Genomic DNA, 17944 nt, shown 5'->3' on the forward strand with positions numbered 1-17944 from the left:
GTGGGTGGAGGAGGACGACCGGGCCCGACTGGCCGAGTTCGTGACCAGCCGCACGCCGGCGCTGATGCGGGTCGCGTACCTGCTCACCGGCGACCGGCACGCGGCCGAGGACCTGTTCCAGTCGGCGCTGGCCAAGACCATCCCGAGGTGGCGGACACTGCGGCACGCCGACCCCGAGGGCTACCTGCGCGCGGTCATGTACCGGGAGCAGGTGAGCTGGTGGCGGCGGCTGCGGCGGCGCCGGGAGACGGCGCTCACCGGAGCCGACGAGGCGGTCCAGCCGGACCCGAGCGGCGGCACCGACGTACGCCTGGCCATGCGGGCGGCGCTGCGGCTGCTGCCGCCGGCGCAGCGCACGGTGCTGGTCCTGCGCTACTACGAGGACCTCACCGAGACCCAGGTCGCCGAGGCGCTGGGCTGCACGGTCGGCACGGTCCGCAGCCGGACCCACCGGGCGGTGACCCGGCTGCGCCAGCTCATGCCGGACGTCGAACTCCTGGAGGTACGGCGGTGAACACGCCCTTCGAGGACCTCATCCGCGCCACCCTCTCCGACCTTGCCGAGGAGGCACCCAGAGTGCAGGACCAGTTGACCCCGGCGGAGCGCCGGTTCCGGAACCGCCGGCGGACCACCGTGACGCTCGGCGCGGCGGGTGTGGTGGCCGCCGTGCTCATCGGCGCACCGTTCGCGCTTGCGGCCGGCGGGGCGGACGCCCCCCGCCCGGCGGCACCGTCGGCGCCGCCGACCCCCGTCGGCCCGTCCCCGTCCCCCGCCGAACCCACGGTGGTCCCGTCACCCAGCGGCCCGCCCACCGCGGTTCCCAGCCCGTCCGGCGATGCGACGGCCGCGCCCGGCCGGCCCAGTGCCTCGCCGCCGGGACGGCCGGGCCGGCCCGTGCCGAGCCGGCCGGGCGAACCCACCGTGGTCCCCTCCCCCTCCGGCCCCGGCGGCGGTCCGGGCGTACCCGGCCCCTGGCCCACCCCGTCCCCCAGCCCCAGCCGCTGACCCGACGACCGGGCCGGACGCCGTCGCCGCCCCGCCCGACGGCTTCCCGCCGGGTCGCCCGTACCCTGGCCGGGCGCCGTCGCCGCCCCGCCCCCGACGGCGCCGGCCGGATCTTCCGCACCCCGTCCGGACGCGTGTCACAGGTCCCGGACCGTCCCGCCGGCCCCGTCCGGCCGCTCGCTCGCCGGTGAGTGGAACGCCATGGAGGTATCCGGGCCCCGGTGACCTCCATGGCGTTCCACCCACCATGTGCGGTCGCGGCGGGAGGCGGCCGGGCCGGTCTCTCCGGGCCCGGTTCGGAGGGCCGGCGGCGGTCGCGCACGCCCGCGTCCGAATCCCGCCAGCCGCGGCCCCGACCTGCGAGGCAGGATCGGTGTCATGGAACTCGACTTCGAGCGGTGCTACCGGGCCGTCGACAGCCGCGACCAGCGGTTCGACGGCTGGTTCTACACCGGCGTGACGTCGACCGGGATCTACTGCCGGCCGTCCTGCCCGGCGACGACGCCGAAGCGGCAGAACGTCCGGTTCTTCCCGTCGGCCGCCGCCGCGCAGGGCGCCGGGCTGCGGGCGTGCCGCCGCTGCCGCCCCGACGCCGCCCCGGGCTCGCCCCAGTGGGACGTCCGGGCCGACGTGGTCGGGCGGGCGATGCGGCTGATCGCCGACGGGGTCGTCGACCGGGACGGCGTACCGGGGCTGGCGGCTCGGCTCGGCTACACCGAGCGGCACCTGCACCGGATGCTCCGGGCCGAACTGGGCGCCGGTCCGCTCGCGCTGGCCCGGGCGCAGCGGGCGCAGACCGCCCGCATCCTCATCGAGACCACCGGGCTCGGCCTGGCCGAGGTGGCGTTCGCCGCCGGGTTCGGCAGCGTCCGGCAGTTCAACGACACCGTCCGCGAGGTGTACGGGGCCACCCCGTCCGACCTGCGGGCCAGCCGGGGCGGCCGGCGCGCGGTCGGCGGGGCGGGCACCATCACGCTGCGGCTGGCGTACCGGCCGCCGTTGCACGCCGGGGCGCTGCTGGACTTCCTGGCGCTGCGCGCGCTGCCCGGCGTCGAGGAGGTCCGCGACGGGGCGTACCACCGGGGGTTGCGGTTGCCGCACGGGCCCGGCACCGTTTCGCTGGCCCCGGCCGACGGGCATGTGGCCGCCACCCTGCGGCTGGCCGACATGCGCGACCTGGCACCGGCGGTGGCCCGCTGCCGCCGCCTGCTCGACCTGGACGCCGACCCGGCCGCGGTCGACGCCACCCTGGCGGCGGACCCGGCCCTGGCCCCGGCGGTGGCCGCCGAACCCGGCGTCCGCCTCCCGCACGCCGTGGACGGCTTCGAGATGGCCGTCCGCGCCATCACGACCCAGCAGATCTCCCTCCAGTCGGCGCGAACGACCCTGACCCACCTCCTGTCGGCCGCCACCCCGCCCGCCGATCATGAGGTTGACGGCGAAGTCGATCTCCTGCACGGCGGCCAACCTCATGATCGACCGTGGGGGTTGCGGGCCTTCCCGAGCGCCGAGGAGGTGCTCGCGGTGGACGACAGCGCGTTCCGGATGCCGGGCGCGCGGCGGGAGACGATCCGGGCGGTGGCGCGGGCCGTCGCCGGCGGGGACCTGGACCTGGCACCGGGTGGGGACCGGGAGGAGGCGGTGCGGCGGCTGGTCGCGCTGCCCGGGGTCGGGCCGTGGACCGCGGGCTACGTGGCCATGCGCGCGCTCGGCGACCCCGACGTCCTCCTCCCCACCGACCTGGGCGTACGCCGGGGCGCCGCCGCGCTCGGCCTGCCCGACGACCCGAAGACCCTGAACGCGTACGCGGACCGCTGGCGCCCCTGGCGGTCGTACGCGGTGATCCGACTCTGGAGAGCGGCATGACCACACTGGACAGCACCGTCATCGACACCCCCGCCGGCCCGTTGAGCGTGCTCGCCGGCCCCGACGGGGCGGTACGCGCGGCCGGCTTCACCGCCGACCCGGCGACCCTCGTACCCCTTGTCCATCCCGCACTGCGCGGCGCGCTGCGCGAGCGGGCCGACCTCGGGCCGGTGACCGCGGCCGTCCGCGCCTACCTGGCCGGGGACCTGACCGCGATCGACACCGTCCCGGTCGAGCAGCGGACCGGCGGCACCTTCATGGCACAGGCCTGGCAGGTACTGCGCGACGTCAAGCCGGGCGACCCCGTCACGTACACCGGTTTCGCCGCGCTGGCCGGACGGCCGGCGGCGGTCCGCGCCGCCGCGGCGGCCTGTGCCCGCAACGCCGCCGCGCTCTTCGTGCCCTGCCACCGGGTGCTGCGCACCGACGGCACGCTCGGCGGCTACCGGTGGGGGCTGGACGTGAAGAAGTGGCTTCTCGGGCATGAGGGACGCGTGACGGCTAGCTGACAGCGGTGGTGTCGCCCCCTGACGCTACCGTCGGGTAGTGCCTGCGCTGAGCGACGGCAACCGCGTGGCGTGTCCCGACGCCCGTCCCCACCCGCTGCGCAACCTCTGGCGACTGCGGCCCTACCTGCGCCCCTACGCGGCGGAGTTCGCCTGGCTGCTGCTCGCCGCCCTGACCGCCACGGCGGCGAGCCTCGCCGTTCCCCTGGTGGTGCAGCGGGTGGTGGACGGGCCGGTGGCCCGGCACGACGTGGCCGGGCTGCTCCGGCTCGGCGCCCTCGCCCTGCTGCTCGGCCTGGCCGAGGCAGTGCTGATCTTCATCCGGCGGTGGACCCAGTCCTCCTCCTCGGTCGGCATGGAGGCGGCCATCCGGGCCGACATCTACGCCCACCTGCAACGCCTCCCGACCGACTTCCACGACCGGTGGCAGTCCGGCCAACTGCTCTCCCGGATCACCAGCGACCTCTCGGTGATCCGCCGGTTCCTCTCCTTCGGCCTGCTCTTCCTGGTGCTCAACCTGATCACCTACGCCGCCGTGGTGGTGCTGCTGATCCGGCTGCACCCCTGGCTCGGCCTGCTCGTGGGGGCCAGCGCGGTCCCGCTGTTCCTGATCAGCCGCCGCTTCGCCCGGCACTACCACGCGGCGTCCCGCCGGATGCAGGACCAGCAGGGCGACGTGGCCACGCTGGTCGAGGAGACCGCGCAGGGCCTGCGCACCATGCGGGCCTACGGGCGGGGGCCCGAACTGGCCGCCCGGTTCGCGACCGGCGCCCGCCGGCTGCACGACACCGGGATCCGCAAGGCCCGCCTGCTGGCCCGCACCTCGGCCCTGTTCGACCTGGTGCCCAACCTGACCCTCGCGGTGGTGCTGGTGGCCGGCGCCGCCGCCGTCGCCCGGGGCGGGCTCAGCATCGGCGAGCTGGTGGCCTTCGTCAGCCTCCAGCTCATGCTGGTCTGGCCGGTGCAGTCGCTCGGCTGGATCATCGCGAACGGGCAGGAGGCGGCGACCGCCGCCGACCGGATCCAGGAGGTGCTGGACACCCCGCCCGCCATCGTGGATGCCCCGCACGCCCGCGCGCTGGACCGCACCGAGGTGCGCGGCCGGCTCCGCTTCGAGCGGGTGAGCTTCCGCTACCCCGGCAGCCCGGCGCCGGTGCTGCGCGAGGTCGAGCTGACCGTGGAGCCGGGCGAGACGCTCGCCCTGGTGGGTGCGACCGGCTGCGGCAAGAGCACGCTGCTGTCCCTGGTCCCCCGGCTGCACGACGTGACCGGCGGCCGGATCACCCTGGACGGGCACGACCTGCGCGACCTGCGGCTCGGCTCCCTGCGCCGGCTGGTCGGGGTGGCCTTCGAGGAGCCGACCCTGTTCTCCATGTCGGTCTGGGAGAACCTGACACTGGGCCGGCCGGAGGCCGGCGAGGAGGAGGTCCGGGCCGCGCTCGCGCTGGCCCAGGCGGAGTTCGCGTACGACCTGCCGTGGGGGCTGGCCACCCGCGTCGGCGAGCAGGGGCTCTCCCTCTCCGGCGGGCAACGGCAGCGGCTGGCGCTGGCCCGGGCCGTGCTCGGCCGGCCCGCGCTGCTCGTGCTCGACGACCCGCTCTCCGCGCTCGACGTGCACACCGAGGCCCTGGTCGAGGCGGCCCTGCGCCGGGTGCTGCGGGACACCACGGCGCTGCTGGTCGTGCACCGGCCGTCCACGGTGGCGCTCGCCGACCGGGTGGCGCTGCTCGACGGTGGCCGGATCGTCGCCGTGGGCACCCACTCGGAGCTGCTGGCCGGGGTCCCGGCCTACCGGGCGGTGCTGTCCGCCGAGCCGGAGCGGCAGGCGGACGGTGTCGGCCTGGTGCGGTCGTGACCGGGGCCGCCCCCCGGGTGCCCCGGCAGCGCGGCGACCCCGACCCCGACCCGTCCCGGCAGCGCGGCGACCCCGACCCCGACCCGTCCCGGCGGCGCGGCGACCCCGACCTGGCCCGGTGGCGCGGGCGGGCCGTCGACCCCGACGCCGACCGCAGCCGGGCCGAGGAGTCGTCGCCGGAGGCGGTGGCCCGGCTCCGGGCCCGCAGCCGCGCCCTGCTGGGCGCCCTGCTCCGCCCGCAGCGGGCGCGGCTCGGGCTGGCGGTGTCCCTGCTGCTGGCCCAGAACGCCGCCGCGATGGCCGGCCCGTACCTCGTGATGCTCGGCATCGACCGGGGCATCGGGCCGCTGCGCGCCGGTGAACCCGGCCCGCTGGTCGCCGTCGCCGCCGCGTTCGTCGTCGCCACCGCCACCGAGTACGCGACCCGGCGCGCCTTCCTCGCCCTCGCCGCCCGCATCGGCCAGGCCGTCCTGCTCGACCTGCGCAAACGGGTGTACGGGCACTTCCTCCGCCTCGACGTCGGCTTCCACGAGCGCTACACCTCGGGCCGGATGGTGTCCCGGCTGACCAGCGACCTCGACTCGATCGCCGAACTGGTCGACGGCGGGATCGACAAACTGGTGATGGCCGCCCTGTCGGTGCTGTCGGTGGCGGGGATCCTGCTCTGGCTGGACCTGCCGCTGGCCGCGGTCACCCTGCTCGCCTTCCCGTTCCTGTTCTGGCTGTCCCGCTGGTTCGCCCGCGCCTCCGCCGGGGCGTACCGGCGGACCCGGGAGGCGGTGGCGCTGGTCATCGTGCACTTCGTCGAGTCGCTGCGCGGGATCCGGGCGGTGCAGGCCTACCGGCGGGAGCCCCGCAACCAGCGCATCTTCGCGGCGGTGAACGACGACTACCGGCAGGCCAGCCTCCGCGCGTTCCGGCTCATCGCGGTCTACTCGCCGGGCATCCGGCTGATCGGCAACCTGACCGCCGCGGCGGTGCTCGGCTACGGCGGCTGGCGGGTGCTGGGCGGGCGGACCGAGGTCGGGGTGCTCGCCGCGTTCCTGCTCTACCTGCGCCGGTTCTTCGAGCCGATGGAGGAGCTGAGCCAGTTCTACAACGCGTTGCAGTCGGCCACCGCCGCGCTGGAGAAGCTGGCCGGTGTCCTCGACGAGCGGCCGGCCGTGGCCGAGCCGGCGCTCCCGGTGCCGCTGCCCGCCGGCCCGGGACGGGGGGCCGTAATGTTCCGCTGCGTCCACTTCGGCTACCGGCCCGAGGCGCCGATCCTGTCCGGGCTGGAGTTGACCGTGCCGGCCGGGCAGACCGTGGCGCTGATCGGGCCGACCGGCGCCGGCAAGTCCACCATCGCCAAGCTGCTGGCCAGGTTCCACGACCCGGCGTCCGGTGCCGTCAGCCTGGACGGGGTGGACCTGCGGCACCTGGCCGACGCCGAGCTGCGCCGGGCGGTGGTGCTGGTCACCCAGGAGAACCACCTGTTCAGCGGCTCGATCGCCGAGAACATCCGGTTCGGCCGGCCGGACGCCGACGACGCCACCGTGGAGGCCGCCGCCCGAGCCATCGGCGCGCACGACTTCATCGCCGCGCTCCCCGACGGGTACGCCACCGACGTGCACCGGCGCGGCAGCCGGCTCTCCGCCGGGCAGCGGCAGCTCGTCGCGTTCGCCCGGGCGTTCCTGGCCGACCCCCGGGTGCTGATCCTCGACGAGGCCACCTCGTCGCTGGACGTGCCGACCGAGCGCCTCGTGCAGCGGGCGCTCCGCAGCGTCCTGCGGGACCGCACCGCGCTGGTGATCGCGCACCGCCTCTCCACCGTGGAGATCGCCGACCGGGTGCTGGTCCTCGACGGCGGGCGGATCGTGGAGGACGGGTCCCCCACCGAGCTGGCCGCCGCCGGCGGCCGCTACGCCGCCCTGCACCGCCAGTGGCGCGACTCCCTGATCTGACCAACCCGCTCCACGGGACGGCTTCCGCAGAGATCTTGGAAGCAAAGTGCCCCTGGAGGGGCCACCAGCTTCCAAGATCTCGACGGGTGCCGGCGGGTCTCGCCGGCACGTGGGGTTCGGACCGTCAGTCGGCGTCGGGTTCTTTTCGCTCCGCCGGTCCGGCAGCCGCCCGGCCGGGTGCGGAATCCCCAGCAGCATCCGGACCTGGCTTCGTCGGGCCGGTGGTGTCCGGAAGTGGCTTCGTCGGGCCGGTGGTGTCCGGAAGTGGCTTCGTCGGGCCGGTGGGGGCCGGACCGGGAGAGGGTTGTGCGCCGGCCGGAGTCGGGGCGGCGGGTGCCGGAAGCGGGGCGTGGGCGGTGAGCAGGGCGGCCTCGGCGCGCAGGTCGCGGCGGATGCGGTCGACCGCCCGGCCGAAGCCGAAGAGCAGCACCAGGACCAGCGCGGCCACCCCGGTGAGCACCGGGATGGTCAGTGGTGGCCCGCCACCCCGGGTGGCGCCCCAGCCCCAGAGCAGCGGCGCCGCCAACGCCAGGGCGGACAGCACCAGCGCGGCCATTCCGAGCGCCAGCACCCCCGCCACCCGCCCCGACTCCTCCACGGCAGCGGACGCCACGCCGGCAGGTGCTGCGGTTGCGGCCGGTGCGGAGTGACTGTGGGTGGCGGCGGTGACGCCTTCGGCGGCGGCGTCGTTGGTGGCGGCGTCGTTGGTGGCGGTGGCGGCGAGCACCAGGCCGAAGCCGAGGGCCAGGCCGAGCCCGATCGCGGAGAGCAGCGACGGCACCTGCCCGGCGGCCGGCAGCTCGGCGCGGACGACCGGCGCGGCGAGCGGCAGCGCCAGCGCGGCCAGCAGCAGGCCGGCCGCGTCCCACGGCAGCAGGCCCGGCGTGAAGCGGGCCAGCGCCGCGCCGGCGGCGACCGCCACCAGGCCGACCAGCACGACGAGGTAGGCCTGCGCCCGGTCGCCGACGAAGGTGAGCCGCAGCCCGAAGAGCAGGAGCGGTCCCGCGGCGAAGCCGAGCACCACCCAGCGGGCGGCCACCGCCCGGCCGGTCCGGTAGGCGTAGCCGAGCAGAACCAGCGCGGCCACGGCGGCGACGGCCACCGGCGAGAAGTAGGCGAAGGATTCCAGGAACTGCTCCCGGCGCGGCCCGACCAGGCCGTCCTGGCTGATCCGGAACACGTCGACCACCCACCAGCGGATCACCAGCCCGCCCAGGGTGACGAGCGCCGCGACGGCGGTCGCCACCAGCGGGCCGATCCGGGGGCGGCCGGGGGGCGCGCCCGCGCCGGGCCGGTCGAGGTGGGCGAGCACCGCGGCGACCACCGCGATCAGCACGGTCACCCCGACCTGGGCCGGCCAGGCCCGGCCGCCGTCCGGGTGGCCCTCCCCGGCCACGAGGCGGAACAGGTCCTCGACGGCGGAGTGCAGCACCAGACCGGCAGCCAACCCGGCGGCGAGCGGCCAGCGCAGCGACCGGGCGGGCCGGGACAGCGCCAGCAGCGCCCCACCCAGCGCCAGCCCGGCCCCGACGGCGCCGGCCAGCACGGTCAGCACCTGCCCGGTGGTGGGCGGTTGGCGGGGCACCAGCCCGACGCCGTGGTCGAGGGCGAACTCGCCGGCCAGGTAGTCGAGCGCCAGGCCGACCGCGACGACCGGCCAGCCGGGCAGCCGGTCGAACACGGTGACGCCGGCCAGCACGACGGCGAGCAGCGCGCCGCCGGTCAGCGCGACAAGCGTCACGGTGAATGCCGAGGGCCCGAACGGGAAGCCCTGGGTCAGGTCGGCGAAGCCGGTCTGCCGGGCCACGGCGAGCCCGCGTGTCCCGAAGAAGGCCCCGACGGCGACCGCCGCGACCGTGCCGGCCACTGTGGACCGCACCACCGACGGTGTGCGCGCGATGTCGTCCATGGCGATGCCTCCCCCGCGTCCGTGGACGGGGCCGATGCTGTCACACGCCGCGCCGGCCCGCTGTCCCCTCGGAGCGGGGGTGCCGGATACCGCCACGAGGGCGAAAGTCGTGGAGCGACACGGGCCGGCTGCCTACGATCAGCGGATGACCGACACGGCGAGGACGGCCCGCGCCGGCGTCCCCGAGCGTCCGACCCTGGACGGCATCGAGGAGACCTGGGCGCGCCGCTGGCAGGAGGACGGGACGTACGCGTTCGACCGCTCGAAGGAGCGATCGGACGTCTACGCGATCGACACCCCGCCGCCGACCGTATCGGGCGAGCTGCACATGGGGCATGTCTTCTCCTACACGCACACCGACACGGTGGCCCGCTTCCAGCGGATGCGTGGCCGCACGGTCTTCTACCCGATGGGCTGGGACGACAACGGCCTGCCCACCGAGCGGCGGGTGCAGAACGTCTACGGCGTGCGCCCCGACCCGGCGCTGCCCTACGACCCGGGTTGGCGGCCGCCGGCCGCGCCGGTGAGCGAGGCGGCCCGGAAGGACCCGGTGGCGATCTCCCGGCGCAACTTCATCGAGCTGTGCGAGGTGCTCACCGCGGAGGACGAGAAGGTCTTCGAGGCGCTGTGGCGGCGGCTCGGGCTGTCGGTGGACTGGTCGCTGACCTACACCACGATCGGGCGGCTGGCGCGGGCGACGAGCCAGCGGGCGTTCCTGCGCAACCTGGCCCGGGGCGAGGCCTACCAGGCCGAGGCGCCGACACTCTGGGACGTCGGCTTCGCCACCGCGGTGGCCCAGGCCGAGCTGGAGGACCGGGAGCGGCCCGGCGCCTACCACCGGCTGCGCTTCCACGGCCCGGGCGGTCACGAGGTGCTGATCGACACCACCCGGCCGGAGCTGCTGCCGGCCTGCGTGGCGCTGGTCTGCCACCCCGACGACGAGCGCTACGCGGGCCTGGTGGGCAGCTCGGTGCGCACCCCGGTCTTCGGGGTCGAGGTGCCGGTGCACGCGCATCCGCTGGCCGACCCGGCCAAGGGCACGGGCATCGCGATGGTCTGCACCTTCGGCGACCTGGCCGACGTGACCTGGTGGCGGGAGCTGCGGCTGGACACGCGGGTGGTGATCGGGCGGGACGGGCGGCTGCTGCCGGAGCCGCCGGCCGGCGTGCCGGCCGGGCCCTACGCGGCGCTGGCGGGGCAGACCGTGAACGGCGCGCGGCGCACGATCGTCGAGCTGCTGGCCGACGCGGGCGACCTGGTGGGCGAGCCGCGGCCGATCACCCACCCGGTGAAGTTCTACGAGCGCGGCGACCGGCCGTTGGAGATCGTCTCCACCCGGCAGTGGTACCTGCGCAACGGCGGCCGGGATCTGGACCTGCGCGAGGAGCTGCTGGCCCGGGGGCGCGAGCTGCGCTGGGTGCCGGAGCACATGCGGCACCGCTACGAGCACTGGGTGGGGGGCCTCACCGGTGACTGGCTGGTCAGTCGGCAGCGCTTCTTCGGCGTGCCGGTGCCGGTGTGGTACCGGCTCGACGACGCTGGCGAGCCGGACTGGTCCCAGCGTCTCACACCGGATGAGTCACTGCTCCCGGTCGACCCGTCGAGCGACCCGCCGCCGGGCTACGAGGAGGCGCAGCGTGGGATGCCGGGCGGCTTCGTCGGCGACCCGGACGTGCTGGACACCTGGGCCACCTCGTCGTTGACCCCGCAGATCGTCGGCGGCTGGGAGACCGACGAGGACCTGTTCCGGCGGGTCTTCCCGATGGATCTGCGCCCCCAGGGCCAGGAGATCATCCGGACCTGGCTCTTCGCCTCGGTGGTGCGGGCGCACCAGGAGCAGGGCGTGCTGCCCTGGCGGGACGCGGTGCTCTCCGGCTGGATCCTCGACCCCGACCGGAAGAAGATGTCCAAGTCCAAGGGGAACGTGGTCACCCCGATGGGCCTGCTGGAGCAGCACGGCTCGGACGCGGTCCGCTACTGGGCCGCCAACGGCAAGCCCGGCATGGACCTGGCGTTCGACCCGGCGCAGATCAAGGTGGGTCGGCGGCTCGCCACGAAGCTGCTCAACGCGTCGAAGTTCGCCCTCGGGCTGGGCGCGGCGGACGCGCTGCGGGCCCCGGCGACCTCTCCGTTGGACACCGCCATGCTCACCGAGCTGTCCGGCGTGGTCGCCGCCGCGACCAGCGCCTTCGACGCGTACGACCACACGGCCGCGCTGATCGCCACGGAGTCGTTCTTCTGGCGGTTCTGCGACGACTACATCGAGCTGGTGAAGGAGCGCGCCTACGGCACCGGGCCGGGGGCCGACTCGGCCCGGGCCGCTCTGGCCACCGCGCTCTCGGTGCAGTTGCGGCTCTTCGCCCCGGTGTTGCCGTTCGTCACCGAGGAGGTCTGGTCGTGGTGGCGCTACGGCTCGGTGCACCGGGCCCCCTGGCCGACCACCTACGAGGTGGGCCGGGCGGTGCAGGGGCCGGGCGACCCCGAACTGCTGCGGCTGGCCGCGGACGCGCTGGGCCAGGTGCGCCGGGCCAAGTCGGAGCGGAAGCTGTCGATGAAGGCGGAGGTGCCGCTGGCCGAGGCACTCGGGCCGGCCGCCCTGCTCGACCGGCTGACCCTGGTGGCCGACGACGTGCGGGCGGCGGGCCGGATCGCCAAGCTCGACATGCTCCCCGACCGCACAACCGAACTCGTCATCGCCTGCGCGTTCTGAAACCGCCGCACCGACCGCACGACCGGAAGGAGCGGCTGTCGCATCGCGAACAGCCGCTCCGTCCCGGCGACACCCGGCTCAGGTGGCCGAGCAGGCGGTTTCGAGTTCCTTCACGGCGGTGGTGAGCGGGGCCTTGCTCGGCGCCTTGCCGGGGGCCTTCGCCCAGGTGTCGGCCAGGTCCGACATCTCGGTCGCGACCTGCTTCACGGCGTCGTTGACCGTGTCGCTGGTGGTGAAGGCGTTCGCATAGAGCGACGCGGCGCCCGCGGAGTACTGCGCGCTGACCGCGGAGTGCCCGGCCGGCGGCCCGATCTTCTCGGCCGAGGCCACCTTCTTCAGGGCGGCCTTGATGTCCTTGTCCACGGCGGCGCAGGCGGCCTTCGTGGCGGCGTCCATGCCCGGCGCCGCCGCCGTGGCGCTCGGCACGGCGGCCGGCGTCGTGGTCGCCGCGCCGGCGCCGCCGGACGCCGCGGGCTTGTCGCCGTCGTCGCAGCCGGTCATGACGAGCGCCGCCACCGCGGCCGGAATCAGCAGTGCGAACCGAGTTGAGCGCATTCGTTTCTCCCCGTTGGTCTCGTGCTTTCGCCCGCCGGAAGCTACCAGACGCCGAGGTCGTCGCGGTGCGGGATATCGACGGCCGACCCGCGTCCACTTCGGACGCCGACACGGCGGGGCCCCGCTCGACGCGCCCGGGTGGACGGCGTCGGGCGGGGCCCGTCGTGCGGGTCAGCTCGTCTCGCCGGCCACGCTGAACGAGCGGAGCCGGTCCACCGCAAGGGCGGTGAAGCCGACCGCGATGAGCGCGCTCATCACGGCCGCGACCGGCACCGACACGTCCGTGGCGAGCATCTCGCTCGGCGCGATCCGGTCGGCGAGGGCGATCACGTACTGCTGGATGGAGAGCACCTTCGTGCCGCTCACGAAGTTGCCGAGCAGCCCCTCCCAGATCAGCACGTAGACGAGGCCGAGCAGCACCGGCCGCCGGGTGAGCAGGCTGAGCGCGACGAAGAACGCGCAGTACGCCAGCGACCCGATCGACGCGGCGACGGCGAGCGCCAGGCCGAGGCGTACCGAATGGGCGAGCACGCCCGCGACGTAGAGCGGCACGGCGACGGTGACCGCCGTGACGCCGGCGGCCACGGCCAGCTTCGGCAGGATGATCTGCCAGCGCGGCAGCGGCTTGGTGAGGATGTGCACCACCGTGCCGTCGTCGATCTCCGCGCCGAGCACACCGGTGCCGACGATCAGCGCGACGACCGGCAGCACGACGGCCAGGCCGAGCCCGACCAGCACCGCCGGCCCCCACTCGCCCGGGTCGACGCCGAGCGAGCGGGAGAGGATCGCCAGCGCCAGCAGCAGCGCGGGCAGCGGGAGGAGCAGCAGGAACCGGCGCCGGCCGAACAGGCCGCGCGCGGTGATCCAGGTAACGGTCGACATCTCAGCCTCTTTCGTTCGTGACTGCGGGGCTCACTCGCTGCGCTCGTTCACTCCTCGCACTCACCGGTCAGCTCCCCACCAGGTAGGAGAAGACGCTCTCCAGCGATTCGTCCTCGGGCGTCAGCGACCGGACCCGGAGGCTCCGGGCCAGCGCGATCTTCGGCAGCGCCCGGGTGAAGGCGCCGTAGTCGCCGGCCCGTACGGTCAGCCCGTCCCGGCCCAGTTCCACGCCGGTCACCGACTCCTCGGCCATCAACGCGACCGCGAGGGCCCGGTCGTCGGTGGAGCGGACCCGGAACACGTGCGGCCGGTTGGTCATCAGCCGGCGGATGGTGCGGTAGTCGCCGGAGGCGGCCAGCCGGCCGGCGACCATCACCTGCACGGTGCCGGAGACCTGCTCGACCTCCTCCAGGATGTGCGAGCTGAACAGGATGGTCCGGCCGGCGTCGCCGAGCCGGTGCAGCAGGGCCATCATGTGCAGCCGCTGCCGCGGGTCCATCCCGTTGAACGGCTCGTCGAGCAGCAGCACCTGCGGGTCGTGCACGAGGGCGGCGGCCACCCGGGTGCGCTGCCGCATGCCCTTGGAGTAGGTGCCGATCTTCCGGTCCTGCGCGGCCTCCATCTCGACCAGCGCGATGGCCCGGCGGGCGGCTGCCTCCGGGTCGGGCAGCCGGTGCAGTTTGGCGCTCGCCAGCACGAACTCGTACGCGCTGAGGAAGCTGTGCACCGCCTCCCGCTCGCTGACCAGGCCGAGCCGCCGGTAGACCTCCGGGTTGCGCCAGGTCGGCGCGCCGTCGAGGGTGACCTCGCCCCGGGACGGGGAGAGGAAGCCGGCCATCATGTGCAGCAGGGTGGTCTTGCCGGCGCCGTTCGGGCCGAGCAGGCCGGTCACGCCGGGCCCGAGCCGCATGGTGACGTCGTTCACCGCCACCACGTTGCCGTACCAGCGGGAGACGCCGGCCAGGTCGAGGGTGGAGGCGGGGGTGGCCGGGGCCGCCGGCTCCGCGCTGATCGTGGTCATCGGGCGGCCACCTTCCGGTATCGCAGCAGCAGCAGGGTGACGCAGCCGGCCACCAGCAGCACGGCGGCGGCCACGTAGACCGGCCCGAAGCCGCCGATCTTGTAATCGGCCCCCCCGTTGGGGACGAGCAGGTCGCCGAGGGTGTACTCGCCGACGGCGTGGATCAGGGCGGTGGGCGAGCCGAGCATGGACAGCTCGTTGACCGTGCGGGACGGCATGATCGACAGGATGCCGACGATCGGGGCGGTCATCAGGAACACGGCCACGATGCCGCCGGCCGCGAACGCCCGCTTGCCGGTGAGCGAGGCGATGAGCAGCCCGACCGAGGCGAAGACCACCGCCCACAGGGCGGCGTAGAGCAGGCCGGGCAGCAGGTCGAGCAGCTCGTCCCAGACCCCGCCCAGCCCGTCCTTGGTGGTGAACGCGGCGCCCAGGAACATCACCAGCTGCGGCGCCCCGAGCAGCAGCCAGAGCGCGGTGACCAGCGACCCGAGCTTGGCCAGGGCGTAGTCGCCGCGCGGCAGCGGGCGGGAGAAGTAGAGCGGCAGCACGCCGCTGTGCAGGTCGCGGGAGACCAGCTCCGGCCCGACCACCGCGACGAAGAAGATGACCAGCCAGCTCATCGCGTCGGCGAACTGGGCGTACGTCATGACGACCTGGCCGGTCTGGGTGCGTACGGCGGTCAGCCCGGCGGCGACGATCAGCACGATGCCCATCACCAGCCAGGGAAAGATCTTCGCCTTGGCGGAGCGGCCCAGCCCGAAGGCGGTGCGCAGGCCGTGCAGGTAGAGCGCGCCGAACACGTGCCGGCGGCCGAGCCGCGGGCCGGTGTAGCGCTGGTAGCCGATGTCGTGGATGACGCCGGTCGGCTCAGACATGGCTGGGCTCCCTCGTGGCGAAGAGTTCGGCCACCCGGTGCCGCCGCTGGTCGAGCCGGTGCAGCGGCAGGTCCAGCTCGGCGACCGCGCCGATGATCAGGTCGTAGGTGGCGTCGTCGGCGAGCGGGACGAGCAGCAGCCGCCCCTCCCGGGACACCGGCAGGTCGAGCGCGGCGAGCCGGGCGGCCAGTTCGTCCGTACCCTCGCTCACCTCGACGGCGAGCACGTCGGTGGCGGTGGTCATGGCGGAGATCCGGTCGGCGCGCAGCAGCCGGCCGCCGTCGATCGCGACCAGGGTGTCGCAGATCCGCTCCACCTCCCCGAGCAGGTGCGAGCAGACCACCACCGAGATGCCGAACTCGGTGCCGATCCGGTGGATCAGGGCGAGCATGGCGTCCCGGCCGGCCGGGTCGAGGCCGTTGGTCGGCTCGTCGAGCAGCAGCAGGTCGGGGTCGTGCACCAGGGCCTGGGCGAGCTTCACCCGCTGCTTCATGCCGGTGGAGTAGCCACCGACGGCCCGGTGCCGCTCCTCGTGCAGCCCGACGTGGCGCAGCGCCTCGGAGGCCCGCTCGCGGGCGACCGTGCGGGGCAGCCCGCTGATCCGGCCGAGGTGGGTGACCAGTTCGGCGGCGGAGAGGTCGGGCGGGAGGGCGTCGTGCTCGGGCATGTAGCCGACCCGGGCGCGGACGGCCGCGGGGTCGGTGGTGGGGTCGAGGCCGAGCACGGAGACCCGACCGCTGGTCGGGGCGAGCAGGCCCAGGAGGATCTTGATCAGGGTGGACTTGCCGGCGCCGTTCGCGCCCACCAGCCCGATGATCCCCGGCTCGACCGACACCGTGAGGTCGGCCAACGCGGTGACCCGGCCTCCGTACGTCTTGGTCAGCGACTCGGTCGCGAGCAGTGTCACCCGGCAAGCGTAGGGAGCACGCGGCCCTCCTGGTATCGGGAAACGCTCGGGGTTGCCCCTGATTCCGCCCCGACGGGGGCCGACCGGCCGGACGGACCGGTCCGTCCGGCCGGCGGAGCGCCGAGGACGGCCGCCGGTACCGCACCGGGACGGCCGGTTTACCGGCCGGTGACCGGGAGGTGGAGTGGCGCTCTCGACCGATTGCCGGTGGGCTGAGAAACTGTGTGCCGGCCGGTGAGTTGGGGGTTTCATGAGCAACGGGTGGGTGCTGCCCGAGGACGTTCTGCGGGATGCGCCGGCGTACGCGCCAAGGCCCGGTGAGCTGGCCGATCTGGAGTTGCTGCTGACCGGGGCGTACGCCCCGCTGGCCGGCTTCATGAGCCGGGCCGACCTGGCCTCGCTGGGCCGGCGGGGCCGGCTCGCCGACGGCACGCCGTGGCCGGTGCCGGTGACGCTGCAGGTGCCGGCCGCGCTCGCCGACGGGCTGGTGCTGGACGACCCGCTGCGCCGGGCGTTGGTGCTCACCGACGGCGAGGGCGCCCCGGTGGCCGCCATGGACGTCACCGACGTCTGGCCGGTCCGCGAGGGCGCGGCCGGCGTGGGTGGCGCCGTACGCCGGCTGGGCGACGGTGGTCACGGGCCGTTCCAGCGGCTGCGGCGCAGCCCGGAGGAGGTCCGGGGGCTGCTGCCCCCGGGGCGGGTGCTCGGCGTCTTCGCCGACCGTCCGCTGCACCGGCCGCAGCTCGCGCAGATCGCGCACGCCGCCCGGACGCTCGGCGCGCACCTGCTGGTGCTGATCCCGGTGGGCGAGGAGGCGACCGGAGGGCTGCCGGCCGAGGCGCTGGTCCGCAGCGTGTTCGCCGCCCGGGACCGGATGCCCCCGGCCACCCTCGTGGCGGTGCCGCTGGCGAAGCGGCGCGACGAGATCAGCGACGCGCTGCTCCGGGCCCGGGTCGCCGCCGCCTACGGGGTGACCCACCTGCTCTCCACCGAGGGCATGCTCTCCGGGGCGGGCCTGCGGGTGCTGGTGCCCCGTGAGCTGGCCTACGACAGCCGCGACGGGCAGTGGCGCTGGCGGGAGGACATCCCGCCGCGCAACCGGAAGCTGGCGCTCAGCCAGGCGGAGATCGACGACCTGCTGGACCGGGGCTTCCCGCTGCCCGAGTGGCACACCCCGCCGGCGGTGGCCAAGGAGCTGGCCCGGGCCCGCCCGCCGCGGCGGCACCGGGGTCTGGTGATCTTCCTGACCGGTCTCTCCGGCTCCGGCAAGTCGACCATCGCCCGCGGGCTGGCCGACCATCTGCGCGAGGGCGGCGACCGCACCATCACGCTGCTCGACGGCGACGTGGTGCGCCGGGAGCTCTCGGCGGGGCTGGGCTTCAGCAAGGCCGACCGGGATCTCAACGTGCGCCGGATCGGCTGGGTGGCCGCCGAGATCGCCCGGCACCGGGGGGTGGGCATCTGCTGCCCGATCGCCCCCTACGCCGCCGCTCGGGCCACCGCCCGGGAGATGGCGCACGCCGCCGGGGCCGGCTTCCTGCTGGTGCACGTGGCCACCCCGCTGGAGGTCTGCGAGCAGCGCGACCGCAAGGGCCTGTACGCGCGGGCCCGGGCCGGCCTGCTCACCGGGATGACCGGAATCGACGACCCGTACGAGGAGCCGACCGACGCCGACCTGGTGGTGGACACCACCGACATGACCGTCGAGGAGGCGGTCCAGCGGGTCATGGAGCACCTCACCGAGACGGGTTGGGTGGAGCCCCGCCTCCAGCCGGCCTGATCCGGCCCGACCGACCGCCGCCGTCCCGCCCCGGGACGGCGGCGGTTCGGCGTTCGCTTCCGTTGTCCCCCGCTGCGCGGTAGTGTTCGTCTTTGTTGGAACACGTTCGACCACGTGGAGACGGGTC

At 75.1% G+C, this 17944-nt stretch carries 14 protein-coding genes; 8 read left to right on the plus strand and 6 right to left on the minus strand.

Features of this window, described 5'->3' with window-relative positions:
- Positions 1-4 precede the first annotated feature (4 nt).
- The 6 genes from ACQP12_RS28965 to ACQP12_RS28990 all read left to right on the plus strand — a co-directional run bounded on the left by ACQP12_RS28965 (position 5) and on the right by ACQP12_RS28990 (position 7175).
- Positions 5-514: a SigE family RNA polymerase sigma factor gene (locus tag ACQP12_RS28965; protein WP_433283353.1), complete on the plus strand. Its 510-nt coding sequence runs from the start codon at positions 5-7 to the stop codon at positions 512-514.
- Positions 511-1005, plus strand: coding sequence for a hypothetical protein (locus ACQP12_RS28970; protein WP_433283354.1), 495 nt, complete (start codon positions 511-513; stop codon positions 1003-1005). The genes ACQP12_RS28965 and ACQP12_RS28970 overlap by 4 nt, the downstream gene beginning before the upstream one ends.
- Before the next feature lie 378 nt (positions 1006-1383).
- On the plus strand, positions 1384-2871 hold the full coding sequence (locus ACQP12_RS28975; RefSeq protein ID WP_433283355.1) for an AlkA N-terminal domain-containing protein: 1488 nt from the start codon (positions 1384-1386) through the stop codon (positions 2869-2871).
- Positions 2868-3380: a methylated-DNA--[protein]-cysteine S-methyltransferase gene (locus ACQP12_RS28980; RefSeq protein WP_433283356.1), complete on the plus strand. Its 513-nt coding sequence runs from the start codon at positions 2868-2870 to the stop codon at positions 3378-3380. Before ACQP12_RS28975 ends, ACQP12_RS28980 begins: the two co-directional genes overlap by 4 nt.
- Before the next feature lie 37 nt (positions 3381-3417).
- Positions 3418-5232 carry an ABC transporter ATP-binding protein gene (locus ACQP12_RS28985; protein WP_433283357.1) on the plus strand — a complete coding sequence of 605 codons (1815 nt, stop codon included), beginning with the start codon at positions 3418-3420 and terminating at the stop codon, positions 5230-5232.
- Positions 5229-7175 (plus strand): ABC transporter ATP-binding protein, encoded by a 1947-nt coding sequence (locus tag ACQP12_RS28990; RefSeq protein WP_433283358.1) that lies wholly within the window; start codon positions 5229-5231, stop codon positions 7173-7175. The genes ACQP12_RS28985 and ACQP12_RS28990 overlap by 4 nt, the downstream gene beginning before the upstream one ends.
- Positions 7176-7299: 124 nt before the next feature.
- On the opposite strand, the gene ACQP12_RS28995 is transcribed toward ACQP12_RS28990, so the two are convergent.
- Positions 7300-9084: a hypothetical protein gene (locus ACQP12_RS28995; RefSeq protein WP_433283359.1), complete on the minus strand. Its 1785-nt coding sequence runs from the start codon at positions 9082-9084 to the stop codon at positions 7300-7302.
- A 145-nt stretch (positions 9085-9229) separates the two neighbouring features.
- Between ACQP12_RS28995 and valS the strand changes: the two genes are divergently transcribed.
- Positions 9230-11794, plus strand: coding sequence for a valine--tRNA ligase (valS, locus tag ACQP12_RS29000; protein ID WP_357938551.1), 2565 nt, complete (start codon positions 9230-9232; stop codon positions 11792-11794).
- A gap of 78 nt (positions 11795-11872) precedes the next feature.
- Here the strand turns inward: valS and ACQP12_RS29005 are convergent, their stop codons facing one another.
- The 5 genes from ACQP12_RS29005 to ACQP12_RS29025 all read right to left on the minus strand — a co-directional run bounded on the left by ACQP12_RS29005 (position 11873) and on the right by ACQP12_RS29025 (position 16037).
- Positions 11873-12349, minus strand: a complete 477-nt coding sequence (locus ACQP12_RS29005; protein WP_433283360.1) for a hypothetical protein — start codon at positions 12347-12349, stop codon at positions 11873-11875.
- 171 nt (positions 12350-12520) lie between these two features.
- Entirely contained in the window at positions 12521-13231 is a 711-nt protein-coding gene (locus ACQP12_RS29010; protein WP_433283361.1) for an ABC transporter permease, read from the minus strand.
- Between the two features lie 67 nt (positions 13232-13298).
- Entirely contained in the window at positions 13299-14252 is a 954-nt protein-coding gene (locus ACQP12_RS29015; protein WP_433283362.1) for an ABC transporter ATP-binding protein, read from the minus strand.
- Positions 14249-15130, minus strand: a complete 882-nt coding sequence (locus ACQP12_RS29020; protein ID WP_355330078.1) for an ABC transporter permease — start codon at positions 15128-15130, stop codon at positions 14249-14251. Before ACQP12_RS29020 ends, ACQP12_RS29015 begins: the two co-directional genes overlap by 4 nt.
- Complete coding sequence (locus ACQP12_RS29025; RefSeq protein WP_151464732.1) at positions 15123-16037, minus strand: ABC transporter ATP-binding protein; 915 nt, start codon at positions 16035-16037, stop codon at positions 15123-15125. The genes ACQP12_RS29020 and ACQP12_RS29025 overlap by 8 nt, the downstream gene beginning before the upstream one ends.
- 250 nt (positions 16038-16287) lie before the next feature.
- Between ACQP12_RS29025 and cysC the strand changes: the two genes are divergently transcribed.
- The gene (gene cysC / locus ACQP12_RS29030; RefSeq protein WP_357938561.1) at positions 16288-17817 is read left to right on the plus strand and encodes an adenylyl-sulfate kinase; all 1530 of its coding nucleotides are present in this window, start codon (positions 16288-16290) and stop codon (positions 17815-17817) included.
- The last annotated feature ends 127 nt before the right edge of the window (positions 17818-17944 follow it).

Source organism: Micromonospora sp. CA-244673 (assembly GCF_050948395.1).
Taxonomy (GTDB): domain Bacteria; phylum Actinomycetota; class Actinomycetes; order Mycobacteriales; family Micromonosporaceae; genus Micromonospora.